Genomic DNA, 24,923 nt, shown 5'->3' with positions numbered 1-24,923 from the left:
GCGGGGACAAACGGGCCCGGTGCCGCCGTGGAACCACGGCACTGGCAGCCCCACACCTTTTGAGCTGACCACTCTGATTCGGAAGTAGGAACTGTGCTCGACGCCAACGTGTTCGACAGGATCCAGCTCGGCCTTGCCACCGCCGAGGACATCAAGTCCTGGTCGCATGGCGAGGTCAAGAAGCCCGAGACCATCAACTACCGCACCCTCAAGCCGGAGAAGGACGGGCTCTTCTGTGAGAAGATCTTCGGCCCCACCCGCGACTGGGAGTGCGCCTGCGGCAAGTACAAGCGGGTGCGCTACAAGGGCATTGTCTGCGAGCGTTGCGGGGTTGAGGTGACTCGCTCCAGGGTGCGCCGTGAGCGTATGGCCCACATCAAGCTGGCCGCGCCCGTGACCCACATCTGGTACTTCAAGGGAGTGCCCTCCCGCCTGGGGTACCTGCTCAACCTTGCGCCCAAGGACCTGGAGAAGGTCATCTACTTCGCCGCCCACATGGTGACCGAGGTGGACGAGGAGGCCCGCCACGACGACCTGCCCTCGCTGCGCAACGAGTTCGAGGTCAAGAAGAAGCACGTCGAGGAGGCCGGTCAGGCCGATATCGAGGCCCGCCAGCGCCGGCTGGAGGAGGACCTGGCCCAGCTCGAGGCCGAGGGTGCCGAGCAGGCCCAGCGGGACAAGGCCCGCAAGACCGCCGAACGTGAGATGGCCTCCCTGCGCCGCAAGAACACCCGCACCCTGGAGCACATGGACAAGGTGTGGGACCGCTTCGTGTCCCTCAAGGTCGGAGACCTCGAGGGCGATGAGGTCCTGTACCGGGACATGGCCGCCGACTACGGCATCTACTTCAAGGGCGCCATGGGCGCCGAGGCCATTCAGGACCGCCTGCGCACCTTCGACCTGGAGGCAGAGGCGGCCGCCCTTACCGAGATCGTCGAGGGTGGCACCGGCCAGCGCAAGACCCGCGCCATCAAGCGGCTGAAGGTCATCAACGCCTTCCGCATGACCGACACGGCCCCCGAGGCGATGGTGCTGGACAACATCCCGGTCATCCCCCCGGACCTGCGCCCCATGGTGCAGCTGGACGGCGGCCGCTTCGCCACCTCCGACCTCAATGACCTGTACCGCCGGGTCATCAACCGCAACAACCGTCTCAAGCGGCTGATGGACCTGGGCGCCCCGACGATCATCGTCAACAACGAGAAGCGCATGCTGCAGGACGCCGTCGACGCCCTGTTCGACAACGGCCGCCGCGGCCGCCCGGTCACGGGCGTGGGCAACCGCCCGCTGAAGTCCCTGTCCGACATGCTCAAGGGCAAGCAGGGCCGGTTCCGTCAGAACCTGCTGGGTAAGCGCGTGGACTACTCGGGACGTTCCGTCATCGTGGTCGGCCCGCAGCTGAAGCTGCACCAGTGCGGCCTGCCCAGCCAGATGGCTCTGGAGCTGTTCAAGCCCTTCGTCATGAAGCGGCTGGTGGAGCTCAAGGAGGCGCAGAACGTCAAGGCCGCCAAGCGCATGGTCGAGCGGGCCAACCCGAAGGTCTGGGACGTGCTGGCCGAGGTAATCCGTGAGCACCCGGTGCTGCTCAACCGCGCCCCCACGCTGCACCGCCTGGGTATCCAGGCCTTCGAACCGCAGCTGATCGAGGGTAAGGCCATCCAGCTGCACCCGCTGGTGTGCGGTGCCTTCAACGCCGACTTCGACGGCGACCAGATGGCCGTGCACCTGCCGCTGGGCGCCGAGGCGCAGGCGGAGGCCCGCATCCTGATGCTGTCGAGCAACAACATCCTCAAGCCTTCTGACGGGCGTCCCGTGACCATGCCCTCCCAGGACATGATCATCGGCACCTACTACCTCACCCAGGAGCCCGACCCGGATATCGAAGTGGCCAAGGATGAGCACGGAGAACCGATCGTGCCGTCGTTCTCCTCCTACGCGGAGGCCCTGATGGCCTATGACTTCGGCAGGCTGGACGTAAATGCCACCTGCGACATCCGCTTCGAGGAGGGCATCGCCGCCCCGGAGGGCTGGCAGGCCCCGGAGGGCTGGAGCGAGGGCGATCCGATCACCTTGCGCACCTCTTTCGGACGCGCCCTGTTCAACACGGCGCTGCCCGAGTCCTTCCCCTACGTCAACTACACCGTTGACAAGAAGAAGCTGGGCAACATCATCAACACGCTGGCGGAGTCCTACCCGCGCGTGGAGGTGGCGGCCTGCTTGGATGAGTTGAAGGCCAATGGCTTCCACTGGTCCACCTGGTCCGGCATCACCGTTGCCTTCTCCGATGTGGTCTCTCCGCCGTCCAAGCCGGAGATCCTCGCGCACTACGAGGCCCAGGCCGCGGAGATCGAGGAGCAGTTCGCGCTGGGTGCCCTCACCGAGGACGACCGCTACAAGTCGCTGATCGACATCTGGACCAAGGCCACTGATGAGGTCGCCGAGGCTATGCGCGCCAACTTCCCCGAGCGCAACACCGTCTACCAGATGGTCGCCTCCGGCGGCCGCGGCAACTGGGACCAGATCCGCCAGCTGGCCGGTATGCGTGGCCTGGTGGCCGACCCCAAGCAGCGCCTGATCGAGCGGCCCATCGAGTCCAACTATCGGGAGGGCCTGTCCGTCCTGGAGTACTTCATCGCCACCCACGGCGCTCGTAAGGGCCTGGCCGACACGGCCCTGCGCACCGCCGACTCCGGCTACCTGACTCGGCGCCTGGTCGACGTCTCCCAGGACGTGATCGTTCGTGAGGACGACTGTGGCACTCGCAAGGGTCTGACCAAGCGGCTGTTCTGGTGGATGGAGATCGGCGGGGAGCGGACTAAGGAGGTATCCGACATTCTGGACACCACCGTGCTCGGCACCACGCTGGCCCGCGACGCCGTGGACGCCGATGGGAACGTGGTCATCAAGGCCGGCACGGACCTGAGCGGAGCCAACATCCGCGCCGCCATCGACGCCGGGATCGAGGAGGTCGTGTGCCGCTCCGTGCTGACCTGCGACTCCGCCGTCGGCACCTGCGCCGCCTGCTACGGCCGCTCGCTGGCCACCGGTAAGCGGGTGGACATCGGTGAGGCCGTCGGCATCATCGCCGCCCAGTCCATCGGCGAGCCCGGCACGCAGCTGACCATGCGTACCTTCCACACCGGTGGTGCGGCCGGCGCCGCCGACATCACCCAGGGTCTGCCCCGCGTGCAGGAGCTGTTCGAGGCCCGCACGCCGAAGGGTGAGGCCGCCGTGGCGGAGGCTGCCGGAAAACTCAAGATTGAGGACGATGCCGACGGCAAGCGCCTGGTCATCTCCCGGGAGGACGGCGAGGAGGACCTGGTGGTTCCGGTATCCCGCCGCCAGCGGCTGCTGGTTACCGACGGCGATCACGTCGAACCGGGCGATGCTCTCACCGAGGGGCCGGTAGACCCCAAGAAGATCCTGCGTCTTCGCAGTGTCGGTGCCACGCAGCGCCACCTGGTGGATGAGGTGCAGGAGGTCTACCGCTCACAGGGCGTGGACATCCACTCCAAGCACATTGAGGTCATCGTCCGCCAGATGCTGCGGCGGGTGACCGTGCTGGACACCGGCGACACCAACCTCCTTCAGGGCGACCTGGTGGACGTTTCCCGCTACCGCGAGGAGAACCGTCGGGTGATGGCGGAGGGCGGTAAGACCGCGTCCGCGCGTACCGAGCTGATGGGCATCACCAAGGCCTCGCTGGCGACCGACTCGTGGCTGAGCGCCGCGTCCTTCCAGGAGACCACGCGCGTGCTCACCGAGGCCGCCATGAACGGCAAGTCGGATCCGCTGCTGGGCCTGAAGGAGAATGTGATCCTGGGCAAGCTGATCCCGGCTGGCACGGGCCTGTCCCGGTACGCGGATATAGAGGTCGAGCCCACCGAGGAGGTTAAGGCGGAGGTCTTCTCCCGGGCCGGTTACGCCGGTGGCGACACCTTCAGCGTTGGCGACTCGGTGGCCTTGGACGACTTCTCCTTCGGCGGTGACTTCCGCGCGGACTTCTCTGACGACTTCCGCACCGGTTTCAACGCCTCCTCAGAAGACTTCCAGTTCTGACACCCCGAAGCTGACGGGCGGCGGGCAGCCTCCGCGGCTAGTGAGCCGGCCCCGGCGAGCACACTGCTCGCCGGGGCCGTTGTCTTGCTGACGAAGCCGCTGTCATCTCACGCGTCTCACGGTGCGCGCGCCGATTGCGCGGAACAGGAGCATATGTAACGATGTAGCTTCGTCAACCTTTTTCCTACAGACACAGGTTTCTAATGACCAACGTCCCACTTCCTCCCGATTCCGAACCTTCGGCTGACGGCGTCCCGGCCGCCCCCGAAACCGAAGCGGCGCCTGTATCCGATCCACCCGCGCCTCCGGCGCCTCCGGCGCCTCCCGCGGCGTACTCGGCCTACGCCGCCGCGCCCGGGCCGGCAGGTGCTCAACCGTCGGGCACCGCCGTGCCCCCGCCTTTGCCGCCTACGCCTAACCCGGCTCCGCCGGCCCAACCGGCCTCAGCCGGCGTCTTGGGCGCTGCGTTGGCCCCATTGGCCAGCGGCGCGGCGCTGGCAACCCTTGGACTGACAATTGCGGTGGTGCTCGGAGCAGCGCTTCTCTCGGCCTTGCTTATGCTGGCCGGAATCGGTTCGCTGGGGGGCCGAGAGCTGCCGGCATCGGGCAATATGCTGCCCGTTTTGATGGGGTTCGGCCTCAGCGGCAGGATCAACGTCAGCGCCACGAGCATGCTCGGCGTCTCGGCCGACGGGGCGTTCACGCTGTTACCGCTGGGCACCATTGTGGCAGTCGCCGTCGGCGTCTTTGTACTGGCTCGGCGTCGGGCGACTAGTGATTTCTCGCAAGGACCCCTGGGGGTGGTGGCCTTGCGCGCCGTGGTGGAGGCGACGGCGGTTGCCATCGTGTCCTGCCTGTTCTGCGGGCTGCCCACATATAACCCGGGAGGCCGGGGCGAGATGACAGTCACGGCGTCTGCGGGATGGATCGCAATGACGGTGTGGGTGATTGTCTTCGGAGCTCTCTTCATGGCCCGTGCCGGCTTGTTGCTAATGGTGCGCGTGCCCGTGGGCGCGCGGCAGGTGCTGCGAGAGTTCGGTGCGCTGACGCTGGTGAGCGGCATTGTGCTGGGGACGGTTGGCGTCGTTGGCGCCGCGTTTGCCGCGCTCGCCAACGACGTCAGTGGGGTGATTCCACTGATCCCAGTGCTTGCGGGAAATCTGCTCCTCTACGCGCTGACCCTGGGCACCTTCGGTGCGATCGCCGGCGACGCAGGTCGCGGGATCGGTTTGGGAGCGCAGGACATCCCCCTGCGAGAAACGTTTTTCGCATGGGACTTGTTGGGGTTCTGGTCGGTTCTTCTGTTCGCCGCGGTGGCGCTGCTTGCGATTGTGGCGGCAGCTCGCATCGGGGTGCGCAGACCTCGGTTGGCAGCGGCAAATATGGGTAGGGCCTGGCCGCTGCCCTCCATGGCGTTCGTGATCGGATTGATCGTGTTGCATGTGCTGGCGCCGGCGCGGGCTTCGGTGGATTTCCTCGGGCCGCAGACCTCCGGACATGTCAGTCCGGCCTGGTGGTCAAGCCTGACCCTGACCGTATTCGTGCTGGCCGTCTCCGTGCTGGCGGAAGTCGTGCCCACGTGGCTTTACGCCAATGCCAACTCCTTCCTGCGACTGTGCGCAGGAAGCCGTGCAGTCGATGAATGGATCACAGGTCTTCCCCACTACGACGCAACCGCGGCGCAAATGCCGGCTCCCGCGGCGCCGACACCGGCCTCGAGCTCTGCTCCGGTAGGCTACGACGGCGCCCCCGATGCGGCTGCGCCGACGTCGGTAATCTCGCAGGATCCCGTTGCGGCGCCGGCGCCCACAGCGGCACCGACTCAGGCGGGTCCGGCTCCTGCTCCGACGTCGAACTTCGCCCCCTCAGCGCCCACCGTGCCGGCTCCACCGGTGACTGTGCCCACGAGTGCGGCTTCTGCGGGTGCCGCTGCGCCCCCGCTGCCCGAGCCGAAGCCTATGAGTCAGGCCTCCCGACGACGGGTGAAACTGGTCGTCGGGGTGCTGCTGGCATGCCTCGTTGTTGTGGGTATTGGCGCCGTCGCCGTGCACGTGCTCAACTCCCGGCGCGGACCGGAGCAGGTGGTTGAGTCGTATCTGAGCCTTATCGCAGATGGTCGCGCCTCCGAGGCGAACGCCATGGTCGATCCCGGCGTCCCCAATGCTCAACGTCTGCTGCTCACGGACGAGGTGCTCGGGGCCGCGACTTCCCGTATCGAGGTTGTGGAGGTGACGCAGGACGCGCAGAATACCTCGCCGAATGGCGCGGATATTGTCTCTGGACGGGAGGGCATGGATGGAGGCGAGCGGCTGACCGTGACCGCCACGCTGTCCCTGGACGGCCAGCGTTTCCCGATTTCAGTCCCGGTCAAGGCCGGCGGTAAGGAGTTCGGTCTGCTGAATACCTGGGAACTCGATGTCCCGTTGGTCCGGGAGGTCACGCTGCGCTCAGACTCCCTTGATGCCATAACCGTCGGCGGCACCGAGGTGCCTCTGGAGGATTCCGAGTACGGCGGGGCGTCGACCACCCAGTACGTGTACTTCGGCATCTATGAGTTGGGCGTCGGCGCTGGCGTGTCCGACTATCTTGAGCCGGACCAGAACTCATTGACCGTAGACGCCTCCTTCACCGGCGGGGTGGAGGTCAACGGCGAGCCGACCCAGACACTGGAGGACCTGGTGCTGGAGGCGGTCAACGCCCAGGCCACACAGTGTGTCACCCCGCCCGGAAACATGGATGACGTGTGCCCCTACCCGTTGCGGTCAACCAAATTGGACTCTCTGAAAGTGACTGCCCCGGCCACTGAGGTGAGGGTCAGGGGTGACTCGTTTGAGAGCGGTGCCATCACCTTCACCTTCCGCGAGAACCCGAGCAACTGGAACAAGAATCCCGAGGACAGGACGAACGACTACGCGTTCTCAGGAAAGATCGAGTGGCCCGAGGGCGGTGGTGAGCCGACAATCACCGTGAAGGACTCCCAGGTGTTCTACGGTTTTTGACATCTCCGGCGCACCTGCCTGAAGTGGCCGGCCGAACTCCATTCCGGAGTTCGGCCGGCCACTTGCATCAATCAGGGGTCTTGAGGATCGGGGATGAGATGGTGTAAGTGGTGGTGCCGGATACGCGGCTGCGCCATGTCCAGGCGCGTGCACCCGGGCGCGATGTCTCGGTATGGTGTAGGCGTAAATGTCCGCATGTATCGATGAGGAGGCTAGGCCATGTCCACCCCGTCAGAGCCCGAATATCCGATCGGTTCGCACTCGGAGGGCGGGGCGACCAGGCGCGTCAGCGTATTTGGCCGCAACAGCCGGGATGGAAGCCAAGATCCAGTCACAGCTGAGGCCGAGTGGCAGGACTCCCAGCCGACCCGGGCGGTGGGACCGGAGGAGGAGTTCGGGGACGACACGCCCACCGCGGCGTTGCCAACCTCATACGTCCCCGCCGATGTGGGCCCGGCCCCCACTGCCGCCCTGCCGGTCAGTGCCAACGGTGGCCGCCGTGCGGCGTCGTCGAGCAGACCCGAGCCCCTGCCCGAATCCGGGTATGGACAGCCGGTAGCCCCGCCGATGCCCGTGCGCCTGCCGTCGTCGCCGGTACGACGCCGCACCGCCGCCACGCCCCTAGGAACCGTAATGGTGCTGCTCGCCTCCGCGCTGCTCGGTTGGGGCATGTACACGGTGCTGATCTCCCTCAATGTCTTCAACCTGATTCGGGGGGAGCATTCGCTGATCAATACGACGGCGGCCGCAGCATTTGGGATTGGTGGAGTGCTCGCCTTCATAGCCTTCATCGTCGCGATCGTGGCGGTGGCCCGGGCCCGTCCGAAGAAGGCTGCGGTGCTGCTGCTGTTGGCATCATTGGTGCTGCCCACAGCCGCCACGGTGGGAGGCGCCTACTACGGCGCGATTGCCTTGAAGGACCAGACCATCGCGCAGGCCTATGCATACGCCGATGCGGTCGACGTCGAACAGATCGACGCGGCCATCAACCGGGTCGAGTCGCTGGGCGTGAACGTGCCGGGAAAGGACCGTGTTTTGGACATTCTTCGCGCCGCCAAGGGTGAGGGATGACGCAGGAGATGTCACCATTGGCCCATGGCTACCATCACTCTTGAAGGCAATCCGATCAATACGGTTGGTGACCTGCCCGCCGTCGGCTCCAAGGCGCCGTACTTCGAACTGGCCGGCGCGGATCTGGCCCCGGTCACCTCGGCGGCGCTGGCGGGACGCCGCGTAGTGCTGAATATCTTCCCGTCGGTCGACACCGGTATTTGCGCCACCTCCGTACGCCAGTTCAACCAGCTCGTCGCCGATCTGGACAACACCGCCGTCGTGTGTGTCTCGGCCGACCTGCCTTTCGCCGCCGCCCGCTTCTGCGGTGCCGAGGGCTTGGATAACGTCATCACCGGCTCCACCTTCCGCTCAAGCTTCGGTGACGACTACGGCGTCACGTTGGCACAAGGCCCCATGGCTGGGCTCATGTCGCGAGCTGTGGTGGTGATCGACGTCGATGGCACCGTCCTGCACGCCGAGCAGGTACCGGAGATCAGGCAGGAGCCCGACTACGACGCCGCCGTGGCGGCTCTCGCATAGTCCCGGCCACTTCGACCGACCTCGGTGGTTATTTCGACCGACCTCGGTGGGGTGGTACGTGGCCGGGACCACCTCGCTGCACCCTGGTACTGCGCCACGCGGCCCGGTAGGCTTGCTTTTCGGTGCCCGCGCGCGGGTCACCGTTCTCCATTTCCGTTCCCAGTCCGTCGGCGCCCGTGCCGATGGGTGACGCGGGTCTGCCGCGGCGGGAACCGACGGGCCCCGCCACGGGGCTCCGGACGCTGCGCCGTCGGCCCTGCCGACGCCGGGCGGGCCGGCCCTCACCGTGGTGGCGTGTGCCGTTGTGGGGGAGCGGGGCGGCACGTGGGCAACGACAGCCCGAAAGCACTTCAAGATGGAGAATCAGTAGTGCCCACGATTCAGCAGTTGGTCCGCAAGGGCCGCTCGACCAAGCGCGCGGCGTCCAAGACGCCGGCGCTCAAGTCCAGTCCGCAGCGCCGTGGCGTATGCACCCGTGTGTACACCACGACCCCGAAGAAGCCGAACTCCGCCCTTCGTAAGGTCGCCCGTGTGCGCCTGTCGACCGGCATCGAGGTCACGGCCTACATCCCCGGCGAGGGCCACAACCTTCAGGAGCACTCGATCGTGCTCGTGCGCGGTGGTCGTGTAAAGGACCTTCCCGGTGTCCGCTACCACATCGTGCGCGGCGCCCTCGACACCCAGGGTGTCAAGGGCCGCCAGCAGGCACGTTCCAAGTACGGCGCCAAGAAGGAGAAGAACTAATGCCCCGTAAGGGTCCCGCTCCCCGGCGCCCGCTGGCTGTAGACCCCGTCTACGGCTCGCCCGTCGTCACCCAGCTGGTCAACCGCGTTCTGCTCGACGGTAAGAAGGCGACGGCCGAGCGCATCGTCTACGGCGCCCTGGAAGGCGTGCGCTCCAAGACCGAACAGGATCCGGTCTCGGTGCTCAAGCGCGCCCTGGACAACATCCGCCCCTCGCTGGAGGTCCGCTCCCGCCGCGTCGGCGGTGCGACCTACCAGGTCCCGGTGGAGGTTCGTCCCAACCGCGCCACCACCCTCGCCCTGCGCTGGCTCGTGGACTTCTCCCGTCAAAGGCGCGAGAACACCATGACCGAGCGCCTCATGAACGAGATCCTGGATGCCTCCAACGGTCTTGGCGCCGCCGTCAAGCGGCGCGAGGACATGCACCGAATGGCCGAGTCCAACAAGGCCTTCGCTCACTACCGCTGGTAATCATCCGCAAGTCGGCCGGGCCCACCGGATCCGGGCGGCGCCAACTCCCTCACGATACGAACGAAGGACATCACTAGTGGCACTAGACGTGCTGACTGACCTCACCAAGGTCCGCAACATCGGCATCATGGCTCACATCGATGCCGGCAAGACCACCGTGACCGAGCGCATCCTGTTCTACACGGGAATCAACTACAAGATCGGCGAGACGCACGATGGCGCCTCGACGATGGACTGGATGGAGCAGGAGCAGGAGCGCGGCATTACCATCACCTCCGCGGCCACCACCTGCTTCTGGAAAGACAACCAGATCAACATCATCGACACCCCCGGCCACGTTGACTTCACGGTCGAGGTCGAGCGCTCACTGCGCGTGCTCGACGGCGCGGTCGCCGTCTTCGACGGCAAAGAGGGCGTTGAGCCCCAGTCCGAAACGGTGTGGCGCCAGGCGGACAAGTACAACGTGCCCCGCATCTGCTACATCAACAAGATGGACAAGCTGGGTGCGGATTTCGACTTCTCCGTGCAGACGATCCGTGACCGGCTCCACGCCACTCCGATCGTCGTGAACTTCCCCATCGGTGCCGAGAACGAGTTCTCCGGCGTCGTCGACGTTATCGAGATGCGGGCCATCCGCTTCCCGGAGAAGGACGCCGACGGCAAGGACACTCGCGGCTCGGTGGTGGAGTACGAGGAGATTCCGGCCGAGCTGGTCTCTCGCGCCGAGGCGCTGCGAGGCGAACTTGTCGAAACGGTTGCCGAGGCCGACGACGAGCTCATGGAGAAGTACTTGGAGGGGGAGGAGCTCACGGTCGCCGAGATCAAGCGCGGCATCCGCAAGCTCACCATCGCCGGCCAGGCCTTCCCGGTCTTCGCCGGATCCGCCTTCAAGAACAAGGGCATCCAGCCCGTGCTCGACGGCGTGCTCGACTACCTGCCCTCGCCGCTGGACGTGCCGGCTGTCGAAGGTCATGCCCCGGGCGACGAGTCCAAGGTCCTGACCCGCAAGTCGGATGAGAACGAGCCCTTCTCTGCGCTGGCCTTCAAGGTCGCCACGCACCCCTTCTACGGCAAGCTGGTGTACGTGCGCGTCTACTCCGGCAAGGTCTCGCAGGGCGACACGGTCCTCAATGCCACCAAGGGTCGTAAGGAGCGTGTCGGCAAGCTCTTCCAGATGCACTCCAACAAGGAGAACCCGGTGGAGGAGGCCCACGCCGGCCACATCTACGCCTTCATCGGCCTGAAGGACGTCACCACCGGTGACACCCTGTGTGCCCAGGGCGACCCGGTCATCCTGGAGTCCATGACCTTCCCGGACCCGGTCATCCACGTGGCCATTGAGCCCAAGACCAAGGGCGACCAGGAGAAGCTCGGGGTGGCCATCCAGAAGCTCTCCGAGGAGGACCCGACCTTCACGGTTGAACTCGACGAGGAGACCGGCCAGACCGTCATCGGCGGTATGGGCGAGCTGCACCTGGACGTGTTCGTTGACCGTATGCGCCGGGAATTCAAGGTGGAGGCGAATGTCGGCAACCCGATGGTCGCCTACCGCGAGACCATCCGCAAGAAGGTCGACAAGGTCGAATACACCCACAAGAAGCAGACCGGTGGCTCCGGTCAGTTCGCGAAGGTGCTCATGACCTTCGAGCCGCTTGTGAATGACAACGCCGATGAGGAGGAGGCGAACAAGCACTACGAGTTCGCCAATGCCGTCACCGGCGGTCGCGTGCCGCGCGAGTTCATTCCCAGCGTGGACGCCGGCGTGCAGGAGGCCATGACCACCGGCGTGCTGGCCGGCTACCCCATGGTGGACGTCAAGGCCACCCTGGTCGACGGCAGCTACCACGAGGTCGACTCCTCCGAGATGGCCTTCAAGATTGCCGGCTCCATGGCATTTAAGGAGGGCGCCAAGCGCGCCAAGCCGGTTCTGCTCGAGCCGGTCATGGCCGTGGAGGTGCGCACCCCCGAGGAGTACATGGGCGACGTGATCGGCGATCTGAACTCCCGGCGCGGCATGGTCCAGTCCATGGAGGACGCGCAGGGCGTGAAGGTCATTAAGGCCAATGTCCCGCTTTCGGAGATGTTCGGATACGTCGGCGACCTGCGCTCCAAGACGCAGGGGCGTGCCGTGTACTCCATGGAGTTCGACTCCTACGCCGAGGTTCCCAAGAACGTCGCCGACGAGGTCATCGCCAAGGCCAGGGGCGAGTAACCCGCAGCCAACGTCCGGGGGCGGGGGAGCGGCGAGAGCCGTTTCACCCGCCCCGGATGCCCCGGAATTGCGCCCGGGGCGACCCGTACAAGTAAGATTTCCAACAATTCACCGTAGACACTCTCGCAGCCGGTGCGGCTAACATGTGTTAGTCGACTCCCGACGAAGAGAACTACCCGAGTCCCAGGAGGACACCAGTGGCCAAGGCCAAGTTCGAGCGGACCAAGCCGCACGTCAACATCGGAACGATCGGTCACGTCGACCACGGCAAGACGACGCTGACCGCCGCGATCTCCAAGGTCCTGCACGACGAGTACCCGGACCTCAACCCCTTCACCCCCTTCGACGAGATCGACAAGGCTCCCGAGGAGCGCCAGCGCGGTATCACCATCAACATCGCGCACGTCGAGTACGAGACCGAGAACCGTCACTACGCGCACGTGGACGCCCCCGGTCACGCCGACTACATCAAGAACATGATCACCGGTGCCGCGCAGATGGACGGCGCCATCCTGGTGGTCGCCGCCACCGACGGCCCCATGGCCCAGACCCGCGAGCACGTGCTGCTCGCCCGTCAGGTCGGTGTTCCCGCCCTGCTGGTCGCGCTGAACAAGTCCGACATGGTTGAGGATGAGGAGCTGCTCGAGCTGGTGGAGATGGAGGTCCGCGAGCTGCTGTCCTCCCAGGACTACGACGGCGACGAGGCGCCGGTCATCCGCGTCTCCGCGCTGAAGGCCCTGGAGGGCGACGCCGAGTGGGCCGGCAAGATCAAGGAGCTCATGGACGCGGTCGACGAGTACATCCCGACCCCCGAGCGTGACATGGACAAGCCCTTCCTCATGCCGATCGAGGACGTCTTCACCATCACCGGTCGCGGCACCGTCGTCACCGGCCGTGTTGAGCGCGGCAAGCTGCCGATCAACTCCGAGGTTGAGATCCTGGGTATCCGCGAGGCGCAGAAGACCACCGTCACCGGCATCGAGATGTTCCACAAGCAGATGGATGAGGCCTGGGCCGGTGAGAACTGCGGTCTGCTGCTGCGTGGAACCCGCCGCGAGGACGTCGAGCGCGGACAGGTCGTCTGCAAGCCCGGCTCCATCACCCCCCACACCGAGTTCGAGGGTCACGTCTACATCCTGACCAAGGATGAGGGCGGTCGCCACAACCCCTTCTACTCCAACTACCGTCCGCAGTTCTACTTCCGCACCACGGACGTCACCGGCGTCATCACCCTCCCCGAGGGCACCGAGATGGTCATGCCCGGCGACACCACCGAGATGTCGGTCGAGCTGATCCAGCCCATCGCCATGGAGGAGGGCCTCGGCTTCGCCATCCGTGAGGGTGGCCGTACCGTCGGCTCCGGCCGCGTCACCAAGATCATCAAGTGACGACCGCTCCGCGTTGAGGCGCTCCGGGCGCCGCATTTCAGGGAGGTCCCCCTGCCGCCGTCAGGTGGCAGGGGGACCTCCCTGTATTCACGCCCCATTTAATTCGTGAGACTCCGATGATGTTATTCGACGGTGCTTGATAGGAGGTCAATCGAGGCCTTAAGGAGTCCTCGCCGTGCAAGAGCCGGGGAAAGAATGCCGTACTCTCTCAGGTGTTCGAAAGGCGCTTCCAAGCGTCCTCGAATCTGCGTTCCGTCGTTCCCAATCCGGAGTGTCATGACCGTGCATAAAATTCGCCGTGTCTTTCGCTGCGCGGCGATGTCGGCCGTTGTGGCCGGAATATGTGCCGTGCTGTTGCCCGGCGCCCTTCCCCCGTTGGTATCCGCATATGCGGATACGGCGGATGACGCGCTGCCGGCCCTGTTTGCGACCGGGGGCTCAGGGCGCTATGTGGAGGCGATCCAGTGGCTGCAGTGGGGGGACTATGATAAGCAGTTCAAAGGTATTTCCAGGCCCAATGTCCCGGTGCTGAATGAGGGCGAGGACAGGGAGTACATCAACAAGCGGGACCTCGGCGAGGCCGGGGAGCTGGTCACCACCTGCAAGCTTTCGAACCTGCGGCATCTGGGACACGCCACCGATGTGACCGACCAGCAGGCCAATGGCCCGCTGGTGGCAACGGTTCCGGGCGCCTGGGCGGGCGATGCACTGGACAATCTCTACAATGTGGGAGGCCCCGGGCGATGGAGCGATGGTGGCGAGGTGTGGCATGACGGGTTGACCTATCCCGACGACTACGTCAACGACAACCGCATGGTCATTGGCCTTGCCAACGGCTACGCCTATAACGGCGATCTGACCTGGGACGGTCAGAAATGGGGGACCGCGGGTGCCAGCACCGAGCCGACCGGCTACTCCTCCCGCGTCAGCGTGGACTACTCCTGCGAAGCCGAGTTGCGGGCCCCAGACGGAACAGCCATTCCCGTGCCCGTCGCGGGCCTGGTCTTCGCCGACGCCGAGGCCTCCTCGCGCCGTTACGGCATCAAGCAATGGGCGCAGGATGAGTGGGCTGATGAGTGGGTGCAGGCAAGCACCGATCAGGCCGTCACCTGGCGGGTGCTGGACACTCTTCGTTCGGCCGAGTGCATCTCCAAGGACACCGGCAAGCAGGTCACTACCGATGCCCAGATATATGATTCGGGGCATACCCTGCGGTTGATGCCCTCGGATCTGGAGTGCGTTTACCAGAGCGGTGGAAGCTACGCCAAGCCCAATGGTCTGGGTGGGCCCGACGCGGTGATATTCATGGAGGGCGCCACCAGGGCCACGGTCACCATGCAGGGATCCGGATACTCCGCCGTCGCCCTGGGCTTGATCATAGGAACCGACTTCGGTGATGCGCCGCAGAGCTACGGCCATGCCGGCTCGCTGTTTCAACCCAAGTGGGAGGGTGGGGAGATCTCGCGGACCACAGACGTGTTCGGGGTCCTGCCTCAGGCTTCCATGTACCTGGATCGCAGCTCCCCGCGTCTAGGAGAGCGCATCGACGCCGAGGGTTACCAGCCCTTCAGCGCCGACGCCCTGGGAGACGATCACAACGGCATCTTCGACGACGAGGATTCACTCGACATCGCCGACGGGATCCGGACCGCCCCCGGTCAACAGCACAGCGAGACCGTCAGCTGTGAAGGAACCGGCAAGGCGGCCGGATGGGTGGACTGGAACGGCAACGGCGTATTCGATGAGACCGAGAAGAGCGATGAGGTGCCGTGCACCGGCGGCGAGGCGACGCTGAATTGGACGGTTCCCGCCGATGTGGTCCGCGCCGTCGATGGCGAACCCGGATCGGCTCCCGACAGCTACCTGCGCGTGCGCATCACCAACGACAACGGCGGCAACGGCATGAAGCCCACCGGCATGACCGCCACCGGGGAGGTCGAGGACTACAAGGTCTCCATTCGCGTCCCTACGCTGCAACTCCGCAAGACGGTTGACAATGACTACGTCTCCGAACCGGCGGCCGGAGGGTCTGCGCAGCAGTGGACCGTTGGCGCGAACGGAACAATCAGCCTGTCCGGGCGAGCAAACACCGGTCAGCCGCGGGCCGTAGGGCAGGAGACGGTGACCCTGTACGAGAGCTCGGATGATCCGCGTTCAGCCGGGTACAGGGCGGGTCAGTGGGAATGCGCCGAGACCGCGGGAACCGATTCGGAGGCGTACTCCTCCTTTGTCGGACAGTCCACCGACGGTCGGGCGGCCCTGACGATCAGGAATCAGGATCGGGTGACTTGCACGATCACCAACACCGCCATGCCCGGCTCCCTGACGTGGAGGAAGCTAGAAGCCGATGGCACCGCCATCGGCGGGGCGCAGTGGACCTTGAGCGGGCCCGGCGTGCCGGATGGCACCCGCGTCACCGACTGCATCGGCACCTGCGAATCCGGCCCCTACGCCGACCAGGATCCGCAGGCCGGCTCCTTCAGACTCACCGGACTGCACTGGGGCGAGTACACCATTGCGGAGGCGGTCGCGCCCGCGGGCTACCGGCCCGTCACCGGCTCCTTCTCCTTCACCTCAATATCCGGCGCGGCCCTGGAGGGGACCTTGGAGGACGCGGATGGAGTTCGCGACGGCGGCGTCGTCAATGAGCGGCTGACCGGCTCGGTGACTTGGATGAAGACCGATGCCGACACCGGTGGACCCCTGGCGGGATCGACCTGGCACTTGAGCGGCCCGGAGGTGCCGGACGGCACGGTCGTCGACGACTGCGCGACCGAGCCCTGCGCGCCCGGCGCCTACAGCGATCAGGATCCGACTCCCGGATCCTTCAAGGTCTCCGGCCTGGTGTGGAACGAGGTGAGCTACACCTTAAGAGAAGCCGCCGCCCCGGCCGGATACAAGGTGGACTCCGGCTCTCACGAGTTCGTGATCACCGCTGAGGAACTCGACTACGTATTCGACACGCCCTTCGAGAACTCGAAAACCGATGTGCCCTCCCTGCCGCTTACCGGCGGTGTGGGTGCGGATGCCTTTTTGATCGGTGGGGGAGTCCTGGCGGTTCTCGCCGCTGGCGTCGCAGGGTTCAGGAGGCGCCGCGAGATCCGTCAATAGCAAGTCCGCCGTACGGCGGCCCGGGCTCGCGCCTCCGGTCCGGCCCGGCCCACCCTCGTCTCACAGGGGCCGATCGCGACGGCGATTCGTATCGCCCCATAAATGCCCTAATGCTGAAAGGAAACTCAACTTCATGCGAAATCCTCTTCGCGGCCATTTGCGCCGCTTCGCCACCGCCCTCGGGGCGGTCGCCCTGGCCGTGACCGGCCTTGGTGCGGCGGTCACGGCTCAGGCGGCCGATCTGGCCAACATTGATACCTCCGCGACCGGATCGATTCTGATCCACAAGCGTGAGGCCGGCTCCCAGGGCGCCCAGGGCACTCCTGACGGCAGTGCCCTGACCGGTGGAGTGCCGGTGGCCGACGTCGTGTTCACCGCTTACCGGATCACCGACCTGGACCTAACCACTCAGGCCGCATGGAACGGATTGGCAGATCTTGTGGTCCCGGCCGACGCCTGTGGGGCGGATGACCGCACACCGAGTCTGTCCGGGCACGATGTTGCCCCCGACGGCAGGGCCAGCGCTCCTACCGACAATGCGGGTGAGACGAGTATCGACGGCTTGAATGTGGCCGCCTACCTGGTGTGTGAAACCAGCGCGCCCGCCACGGTCAAGACCAAGGCGGCACCCTTCCTGGTGACCATCCCCTTCCCGAACAACGCCGCCAACACCGCCGCCCCCGATGGCGAGTGGCTGTACGACGTGAACGTCTACCCGAAGAACGTGGTCGTCGAGGCGCCCTTCAAGGGCGTTGCGGTGACCGCCAACGGCCTGAGGACCGGCGCCCAGATCTCCTTCCCGGTCACGGCGAAGATCCCCTCCATCGCCTCCACCGACTCATTCAAGTACTTCGTGGTCAGCGACCCGCTGGACTCCAATCTGGCCGACGGCGCTGTGACTTCGGTGAAGATCGACGGCAACGACGTTGAGTCCTCCTATTACACGGTCACCTCCGGACAGACCGTGTCGGTCGGCTTCAACGCGGCCGGCCTGGCCTTCCTGAAGACCCGGCCGAATGCACAGATCGAAGTAGTGTTCACCGCCAGGGCCGTGAGTGTGCCCGCTTCCGGCGTAATCGAGAACACCGCATATCTCTACGTCGACACCACGCCGGGCGATACCCCGGAGGAGCCGCCTGTAACCCCTCCGGATGAGCCGGGCACGCCCACCAACAAGGTGGTCACCTCCTGGGGTGACGCACGCGTAGCCAAGGTCGACGCCGATAACAGCAGGGCCCTGCAGGGCGCCACCTTCCAGGTCTACAACGCCGAGGAACCCTACGCCTCCTCATGCGAGAACGCGGTGAAGGTCGGCGAGCCCATCGCGGTCGACGGCGTCACCGACTTCACCTCCGATGCGGACGGGCTGGTATATATCCCGGGTCTGTTCGTGGATCAGAAGGCCGGCGTGGCCACGGATGACTCGGTTGTGCCCGAGCACACCCGGCGCTGCTATGTCCTGGTCGAGACTGCCGCCCCGGCCGGATATGTGCTGCCGGCCAACGCCGAGACCCCGATGGCGATCACGGCCGGAGTCACCGCCGGCGCCGACTACGACCTGTCGGTTCCCAACACCAAACAGAATGTGCCGCAGCTGCCCCTCACGGGCGCCAATGGTGCGCTGCTGATGATGCTTCTCGGCGCAGCCTTCGTGCTGGTCGGGGTAGGCAGGGCCTTCGCAACCCGTTCCAAGCGACGCATCTCGCGGGACTGAGTCCAGTGGCGGCGGCATTGTCCGCTCCACCGGTAAGGTCGATGCGCTGAAACCGGGCGCGGTGGCGGGCAGGACCCGGGTCCTGCCCGCCACCGCGCGCACTCGTAGACGTCATGACAGGAGGGGGTCGTTGATTCCATCCAGGTCCCGGCGCGCCCCCGCCGGGGGCGGTGATGCCGCAGGTCGGCGCCTGTCGCGCTCGGCGCTGGTCTCGGCACTTTTGGCTCTGGCGGGCATGCTGGTATTCGCCTACCCCAGCGCCGCGAGCTGGGTGTCGCAGTACAACCAGTCCAAGGTGATTGAGGACTATGCCCGGGCGGTGGACGATGCACATCCCGACGCCGCCACCCAGCTCGCCCTGGCCCACGAGTACAACGCGGCCCTGAGCTCCGGTGCCGTGCTGGAGGCCAATGGAAATGTGCCGGTCGGCGTGGGCGGTTCCGGAGCCGAACTCGACTACAACTCCATTCTCGACGCCAACGGTGACGGTCTGATGGCGCGATTGCGCATCGCCGCAATCGACCTGGACCTGCCGGTCTACCACGGCACCTCGGAGGAAACCCTGCTGGAGGGCCTGGGGCATCTGGAAGGGACCTCGCTGCCCGTGGGTGGAACGGGTACCAGGGCGGTTATCACCGGACACCGCGGCCTGGCGACCGCAACCATGTTCACGAATCTCAACAAAGTTGCGGTCGGAGACGTACTCACCATTGAGGTATTCGGACAGGTTCTGACCTACCGCGTCACGCAGACCAAGGTGGTTGAGCCGGAACGAACCGAGGAGCTACGGGCCGAACCCGGGCGGGACCTGGTGACCCTGGTGACATGCACCCCGCTGGGTGTGAACACTCACCGCATTCTTGTTACCGGAGAACGGATACCAACACCCCCACGGCAGGCGGCAGCCGGCCAGCGCCCCAATGTGCCCCGCTTCCCCTGGTGGGCCGTGGCGCTGGCTGCCGGAGTCATGCTCGATGGGGTGTATCTGTGGCGATCGGGCAGGCCCCGAGAGCCGCGCGCGGTCACGACACGACGATGAGCCGAGCCCTGCGGGACACGCCCGAGCGCGTGGACCCGTGCGCGGTGTCACAGGCCCATTGGGGCAACTCGGCTTTCACATGCGGGCCGGGCGCTGATAACGTAGGCCAGCCGGCGGGCACCCAGCCCGCACAGGCCGCACCGGGGGCCCACCCCGGAATCCAGTCTGACGGACCCGATCACCATCGGGATTCCGTGTGTCCAGACGGGTTCACCAGCCCTTGACCGGGCCGAGGCGCGCGTCGCCAAGCGACACGCCCGAGCGCGTGGACCAGTCACCGAAAGCAAGAGAGGTTAGGCGCCATGGCGGGACAGAAGATCCGCATCCGGCTCAAGTCCTACGACCACGAGGTCATCGACTCCTCGGCGCGCAAGATCGTCGACGTCGTGACCCGCGCGGGCGCGACGGTCGTGGGCCCGGTGCCGTTGCCGACCGAGAAGAACGTGTTCTGCGTCATCCGGTCGCCCCACAAGTACAAGGACAGCCGTGAGCACTTCGAGATGCGCACCCACAAGCGGCTGATCGACATCGTCGACCCGACGCCCAAGGCCGTCGACTCGCTGATGCGGCTCGATCTGCCGGCCGACGTCAATATCGAGATCAAGCTCTGAGGACGAAAGCCATGACAAGCAATCAGCGGTCCGCGGCGCCCACGAAGGCGCTGCTCGGCACCAAGCTCGGCATGACCCAGGTGTGGGACGACAGCGGTGCCCTGCGTCCGGTGACGGTTGTGCGCGTAGACACCAATGTCGTCACCCAGATCCGCACCATCGAGAACGACGGTTACGAGGCCGTGCAACTCGCCTTCGGCGACATTGACGAGCGCAAGGTAACCAAGCCTCTGGCTGGTCACTTCGCCAAGGCCGGGGTGGCCCCGCGCCGGCACGTGGCCGAGGTGCGCACCTCACTGGCCGGCGAATTCACTCCGGGCCAGGAGTTGACCGCCGACACCTTCGAGGTTGGCCAGCTCGTGGACGTCACCGGCACCTCCAAGGGCAAGGGCTTCGCCGGCACCATGAAGCGTCACGGCTTCGCCGGCGTCGGCGCCTCCCACGGTGCCCACCGCAACCACCGCAAGCCCGGCTCCGTCGGCGCCTGCGCCACTCCGGGCCGCATCTTCAAGGGCCTGCGTATGGCCGGACGCATGGGGCACGCCACCACGACCGTCCAGAACCTCAAGGTCCGCGGCGTCGACACCGACAAGGGCGTGCTGCTCATGGGCGGTGCCATCCCCGGCCCCAAGGGCTCGGTGGTCGTCATCCGCACCGCCGCGAAGGGAGCCTGACACCATGGCAGATACCATCACCGTCGACATCGTCGACTCCACGGGCGCCAAAACCGGCACCGCGCAGCTGCCCGGCGAGATTTTCGACGTCGAGCTCAACATCCCTCTGATGCACCAGGTCGTCGTCGCCCAGCTGGCCGCGGCCCGCCAGGGCACTCACGCCACCAAGACCCGCGGCATGGTTCGCGGCGGTGGCCGCAAGCCCTACCGGCAAAAGGGCACCGGCCGTGCCCGCCAGGGCTCGATCCGCGCCCCCCAGTTCACCGGCGGTGGCACCGTTCACGGCCCGCAGCCGCGCGACTACTCCCAGCGGACCCCCAAGAAGATGAAGGCCGCTGCCCTGCGCTCGGCGCTGTCCGACCGTGCCCGCAACGGCCGCATCCACGTCATCACCGAGTTCGTCACCTCTGAGCGGCCGTCCACCAAGTCGGCTCTGGCCGCCCTGCGTAACCTCACGGACCGCCCCAAGTCCCTGGTGGTCGCCACCGGCTCTGACGATCTCACTCGCCTGAGTCTGCGCAATGCGCCCGAGGCGCATGTGCTCCGGGCCGATCAGCTGAACACCTACGACGTCCTCAACTCCGACGACGTCGTCTTCACCGCCGCCGCCCTGGACGCCTTCCTCGGCAAGGGTGAGGAGGAGTCCAAGTGAGTTTCGTCAAGACCAAGAATCCCCGCGACGTCATCATCGCGCCGGTCGTCTCCGAGAAGTCGTACACCTGCATGGATCGCGGGCAGTACACCTTCCTGGTGGCCCCGGACGCCAACAAGACCGAGATCAAGATCGCTATCGAATCCATCTTCGATGTCAAGGTCGCCTCGGTCAATACCCTCAACCGCCGCGGCAAGACCCGCCGCACCCGCACGGGCATCGGCAAGTCGAAGGACACCAAGCGCGCGATCGTGACACTGCGTGAGGGCACCATCGACATCTTCGGCGACGTGACGGACTGACACGGAAGGTAGAAGATCTAGATGGCAATCCGTAAGTACAAGCCGACCACGCCCGGTCGCCGCGGCTCCTCCGTCTCCGACTTCAGTGAGCTGACGCGCAACCGTCCCGAGAAGTCGCTGGTTCGGCCACTGAGCAAGACCGGTGGTCGTAACTCCTCCGGTCGTATCACCACCCGCCACAAGGGCGGCGGGCACAAGCGCGCCTACCGGCTGATCGACTTCCGGCGGCATGACAAGGACGGCGTGCCCGCGAAGGTCGCGCATATCGAGTACGACCCCAACCGCACCGCCCGCATCGCCCTGCTGCACTACGCCGACGGGGAGAAGCGCTACATTCTGGCACCCGAGGGACTGCGTCAGGGGGACCGGATCGAGGCCGGGCCCGAGGCCGACATCAAGCCCGGCAACTGCCTGGAACTGCGCAACATTCCCACCGGCACCGTGGTTCACGCGGTCGAGCTGCGGCCCGGCGGCGGCGCCAAGATCGCCCGCAGCGCCGGCACCTCGGTGCAGCTGGTTGCCAAGGAGGGCAAGTACGCGCAGCTGCGCATGCCCTCTGGCGAGATCCGTAACGTCGAGGCCGCCTGCCGGGCGACCGTAGGCGAGGTCGGCAACGCCGAGCAGTCCAATATCAACTGGGGTAAGGCCGGCCGTATGCGGTGGAAGGGCGTGCGCCCGACCGTACGCGGTGTGGTCATGAACCCGGTGGACCACCCCCACGGTGGTGGTGAGGGCCGTACCTCCGGTGGCCGCCACCCCGTATCGCCCTGGGGCAAGCCTGAGGGCCGTACCCGTCGTCCCAACAAGTCCAGTGACCGGCTTATCGTGCGCCGTCGCCGGACCGGCAAGAAGCGCTGATAGGAGCCAGTCATGTCGCGAAGCCTGAAGAAGGGCCCCTTCGTCGACGAACACCTGCAGAAGAAGGTGGACGTCCAAAATGAGAAGGGCACCAAGAACGTCATCAAGACCTGGTCCCGTCGTTCGGTCATCACGCCGGACTTCATCGGGCACACCTTCGCCGTCCATGACGGCCGCAAGCACGTCCCGGTGTTCGTCACCGAGTCCATGGTGGGTCACAAGCTCGGTGAGTTCGCGCCCACCCGCACCTTCCGTGGGCACGTCAAGGACGACCGTAAGGCGCGTCGCTGACGGGCGCCGTAGAGTTTGAGAGGCAAGAACATGGAAGCCAAGGCGCAGGCCAAATACGTGCGCTGCACGCCGATGAAGGCACGCCGGGTCGTGGACGTGGTCCGCGGCAAGCGCGCCGTCGACGCTGTGGGCGTGCTGCGTTTCGCACCGCAGGCCGCTGCGGTGCCCGTCCGCAAGGTCATCGAGTCCGCCATCGCCAACGCCCGGTACCAGGCCGAGCGCGACGGTGAGCGCTTCGACGAGAACGACCTGTTCATCACCGAGGTGTACGCCGACGAGGGCCCGACCCTCAAGCGGTTCCGTCCGCGCGCCCAGGGACGTGCGGCCCGCATCCTCAAGCGCACCAGTCACATCACCGTCGTCGTCGGCGATCGCGCCGACGCCCCCAAGCAGGAAGGAGCCCGGTAATGGGGCAGAAGGTCAATCCGACCGGGTTCCGCCTGGGCATCACCACGGACCACCGTTCGCGCTGGTTCGCCGACTCCACCAAGCCCGGTCAGCGTTACCGCGACTTCGTGGACGAGGACGTGAAGATCCGCCGCCTGATGGAGAACGGCATGGAACGTGCCGGCATCTCCAAGGTCGATATTGAGCGCACCCGGGACCGGGTCCGCATCGACCTGCACACGGCCCGCCCCGGCATCGTCATCGGGCGACGCGGCGTGGAGGCCGAGCGGCTGCGCGGCCAGCTGGAGAAGCTGACCGGCAAGCAGGTGCAGCTGAACATCCTTGAGGTCCGCAACCCGGACCTGGACGCCCAGCTGGTTGCTCAGGGCATCGCGGAGCAGCTGGCCAGCCGCGTGTCCTTCCGTCGCGCCATGCGACGCGGACTGCAGTCCGCCATGCGCGCCGGCGCCAAGGGTGTGCGCGTGCAGTGCTCGGGCCGCCTGGGCGGGGCGGAGATGAGCCGCAGCGAGTTCTACCGCGAGGGCCGCGTGCCGCTGCACACCCTGCGGGCCAACATCGACTACGGCTTCTACGAGGCCAAGACCACCTTCGGGCGCATCGGCGTGAAGGTGTGGATCTACAAGGGCGACATCACCGAGCGCGAGTTCGCCCGTCAGCAGGCTGAGTCCACCCAGCGTGGCCGGGGCCGTGGCGAGCGCCGTGGACGCCGTGGTGAGCGTGCCCCGCGCCAAAGCGAGCAGCAGGCCGAGCAGGCGCCGGCCACCGACAACGCTGCCCCCGATCAGGGAACGGAGGCCTGAGCCGTGCTCATCCCCCGCCGTACCAAGTACCGCAAGCAGCACCGCCCGCACCGTTCGGGCATGTCCAAGGGCGGAAACCAGATCGCCTTCGGTGACTACGGCATCCAGGCCCTCGAGCCCGCTTACGTCACCAACCGGCAGATTGAGGCGGCCCGTATCGCCATGACCCGCCACATTAAGCGTGGCGGCAAGGTGTGGATCAACATCTTCCCGGACCGCCCGCTGACCAAGAAGCCCGCCGAGACCCGCATGGGTTCCGGTAAGGGCGCCCCGGAGTGGTGGATCGCCAATGTCAAGCCCGGACGCGTCATGTTCGAGCTGGGCGGGGTGGACGTGGAATTGGCCCGGGAGGCCATGCGCCGCGCCCAGGCGAAACTGCCTATGAAAACTCGTTTCGTGACTCGTGAGGGTGGTGACATCTGATGGCTATCGGCTCCAAGGGACTGACTCCAGCCGACCTCGATGCCATGGACAACGAGCGACTCGCAGAGGAGCTCTCCAAGGCCAAGGCGGAGCTGTTCAATCTTCGCTTCGCCTCCGCGACCGGGCAGCTGGAGGACCACGGCCGCATGAAGGCCGTGCGCCGGGACATCGCCCGCATCTACACCATCGTGCGCGAGCGCGAGCTCGGCATCCGCACTGCTCCGAGCACCGAGGAGGCCAAGTGAGCGAGCAGACCACCCACAACGAGACCGGCCAGAACGAGCAGTCCGGCACCGGCGCTCCCGAGCGCAACCACCGGAAGGTGCGCCGCGGCTACGTCGTGTCGGACAAGATGCAGAAGACGATCGTCGTCGAGGTCGAGGAGCGCTACAAGCATTCCCTGTACGGCAAGGTCCTGCGTCGCTCCAAGAAGTACAAGGTGCATGACGAGCACAATGACGCCCACCCCGGCGACCTGGTGCTGATCATGGAGACCCGCCCGCTCAGCGCAACCAAGCGCTGGCGACTGGTGGAGATCATCGAGAAGGCCAAGTGACCTCACTTCGGGCCATGTT

The 24,923-nt window shown here is 66.1% G+C and carries 22 protein-coding genes; all 22 read left to right on the top strand.

Annotated elements, in window-relative coordinates; all coding sequences use genetic code 11:
* The first annotated feature begins 93 nt into the window (after window positions 1-93).
* The 22 genes from CWT10_RS13220 (at window position 94) to rpsQ (ending at window position 24,904) form a co-directional block, all read left to right on the top strand.
* On the top strand, window positions 94-4,059 hold the full coding sequence (locus CWT10_RS13220; protein WP_103063290.1) for a DNA-directed RNA polymerase subunit beta': 3,966 nt from the start codon (window positions 94-96) through the stop codon (window positions 4,057-4,059).
* 524 nt (window positions 4,060-4,583) lie between these two features.
* Window positions 4,584-7,058, top strand: a complete 2,475-nt coding sequence (locus CWT10_RS13215) for a hypothetical protein (protein ID WP_128683488.1) — start codon at window positions 4,584-4,586, stop codon at window positions 7,056-7,058.
* Between the two features lie 219 nt (window positions 7,059-7,277).
* Window positions 7,278-8,129 (top strand): hypothetical protein, encoded by an 852-nt coding sequence (locus tag CWT10_RS13210; RefSeq protein WP_128683486.1) that lies wholly within the window; start codon window positions 7,278-7,280, stop codon window positions 8,127-8,129.
* 24 nt (window positions 8,130-8,153) lie between these two features.
* A complete protein-coding gene (gene tpx, locus CWT10_RS13205) occupies window positions 8,154-8,651 on the top strand; it encodes a thiol peroxidase (RefSeq protein ID WP_103063287.1) in 498 nt (165 codons plus the stop codon).
* 369 nt (window positions 8,652-9,020) lie between these two features.
* Window positions 9,021-9,395: a 30S ribosomal protein S12 gene (gene rpsL / locus CWT10_RS13200; protein ID WP_103063286.1), complete on the top strand. Its 375-nt coding sequence runs from the start codon at window positions 9,021-9,023 to the stop codon at window positions 9,393-9,395.
* Complete coding sequence (rpsG, locus tag CWT10_RS13195; RefSeq protein ID WP_103063285.1) at window positions 9,395-9,865, top strand: 30S ribosomal protein S7; 471 nt, start codon at window positions 9,395-9,397, stop codon at window positions 9,863-9,865. Before rpsL ends, rpsG begins: the two co-directional genes overlap by 1 nt.
* Before the next feature lie 76 nt (window positions 9,866-9,941).
* Entirely contained in the window at window positions 9,942-12,077 is a 2,136-nt protein-coding gene (fusA, locus tag CWT10_RS13190) for an elongation factor G (RefSeq protein ID WP_103063284.1), read from the top strand.
* Window positions 12,078-12,274: 197 nt separating this feature from the next.
* Window positions 12,275-13,465 (top strand): elongation factor Tu, encoded by a 1,191-nt coding sequence (gene tuf, locus CWT10_RS13185; RefSeq protein WP_128683484.1) that lies wholly within the window; start codon window positions 12,275-12,277, stop codon window positions 13,463-13,465.
* Window positions 13,466-13,741: 276 nt separating this feature from the next.
* Entirely contained in the window at window positions 13,742-16,576 is a 2,835-nt protein-coding gene (locus CWT10_RS13180; RefSeq protein ID WP_103063282.1) for a CshA/CshB family fibrillar adhesin-related protein, read from the top strand.
* Between the two features lie 133 nt (window positions 16,577-16,709).
* Window positions 16,710-18,290: a SpaH/EbpB family LPXTG-anchored major pilin gene (locus CWT10_RS13175; protein ID WP_103063281.1), complete on the top strand. Its 1,581-nt coding sequence runs from the start codon at window positions 16,710-16,712 to the stop codon at window positions 18,288-18,290.
* A gap of 130 nt (window positions 18,291-18,420) precedes the next feature.
* Window positions 18,421-19,329, top strand: coding sequence for a class C sortase (locus tag CWT10_RS13170; RefSeq protein ID WP_233188171.1), 909 nt, complete (start codon window positions 18,421-18,423; stop codon window positions 19,327-19,329).
* 302 nt (window positions 19,330-19,631) lie between these two features.
* Entirely contained in the window at window positions 19,632-19,940 is a 309-nt protein-coding gene (rpsJ, locus tag CWT10_RS13165; protein WP_003786051.1) for a 30S ribosomal protein S10, read from the top strand.
* Window positions 19,941-19,951: 11 nt separating this feature from the next.
* The gene (gene rplC, locus CWT10_RS13160; protein WP_103063280.1) at window positions 19,952-20,614 is read left to right on the top strand and encodes a 50S ribosomal protein L3; all 663 of its coding nucleotides are present in this window, start codon (window positions 19,952-19,954) and stop codon (window positions 20,612-20,614) included.
* A 4-nt stretch (window positions 20,615-20,618) separates the two neighbouring features.
* Window positions 20,619-21,266 (top strand): 50S ribosomal protein L4, encoded by a 648-nt coding sequence (gene rplD, locus CWT10_RS13155; RefSeq protein WP_103063279.1) that lies wholly within the window; start codon window positions 20,619-20,621, stop codon window positions 21,264-21,266.
* Window positions 21,263-21,568 carry a 50S ribosomal protein L23 gene (rplW, locus tag CWT10_RS13150; protein ID WP_103063278.1) on the top strand — a complete coding sequence of 102 codons (306 nt, stop codon included), beginning with the start codon at window positions 21,263-21,265 and terminating at the stop codon, window positions 21,566-21,568. Before rplD ends, rplW begins: the two co-directional genes overlap by 4 nt.
* Window positions 21,569-21,589: 21 nt before the next feature.
* A complete protein-coding gene (rplB, locus tag CWT10_RS13145) occupies window positions 21,590-22,426 on the top strand; it encodes a 50S ribosomal protein L2 (RefSeq protein ID WP_103063277.1) in 837 nt (278 codons plus the stop codon).
* Window positions 22,427-22,438: 12 nt separating this feature from the next.
* Window positions 22,439-22,717 (top strand): 30S ribosomal protein S19, encoded by a 279-nt coding sequence (rpsS, locus tag CWT10_RS13140; RefSeq protein WP_103063276.1) that lies wholly within the window; start codon window positions 22,439-22,441, stop codon window positions 22,715-22,717.
* Between the two features lie 30 nt (window positions 22,718-22,747).
* Window positions 22,748-23,125, top strand: coding sequence for a 50S ribosomal protein L22 (rplV, locus tag CWT10_RS13135; protein WP_103063275.1), 378 nt, complete (start codon window positions 22,748-22,750; stop codon window positions 23,123-23,125).
* Window positions 23,125-23,925 carry a 30S ribosomal protein S3 gene (rpsC, locus tag CWT10_RS13130; RefSeq protein ID WP_103063274.1) on the top strand — a complete coding sequence of 267 codons (801 nt, stop codon included), beginning with the start codon at window positions 23,125-23,127 and terminating at the stop codon, window positions 23,923-23,925. The genes rplV and rpsC overlap by 1 nt, the downstream gene beginning before the upstream one ends.
* Window positions 23,926-23,928: 3 nt before the next feature.
* Window positions 23,929-24,348: a 50S ribosomal protein L16 gene (gene rplP / locus CWT10_RS13125; protein ID WP_103063273.1), complete on the top strand. Its 420-nt coding sequence runs from the start codon at window positions 23,929-23,931 to the stop codon at window positions 24,346-24,348.
* Window positions 24,348-24,593, top strand: a complete 246-nt coding sequence (gene rpmC, locus CWT10_RS13120; RefSeq protein ID WP_103063272.1) for a 50S ribosomal protein L29 — start codon at window positions 24,348-24,350, stop codon at window positions 24,591-24,593. Before rplP ends, rpmC begins: the two co-directional genes overlap by 1 nt.
* A complete protein-coding gene (gene rpsQ / locus CWT10_RS13115; protein WP_416171712.1) occupies window positions 24,590-24,904 on the top strand; it encodes a 30S ribosomal protein S17 in 315 nt (104 codons plus the stop codon). The genes rpmC and rpsQ overlap by 4 nt, the downstream gene beginning before the upstream one ends.
* Window positions 24,905-24,923 lie beyond the last annotated feature (19 nt).

The sequence above is a fragment of the Actinomyces qiguomingii genome, assembly GCF_004102025.1.
GTDB lineage: Bacteria > Actinomycetota > Actinomycetes > Actinomycetales > Actinomycetaceae > Actinomyces > Actinomyces qiguomingii.
This window is presented reverse-complemented; position numbering and strand designations above follow the sequence as displayed.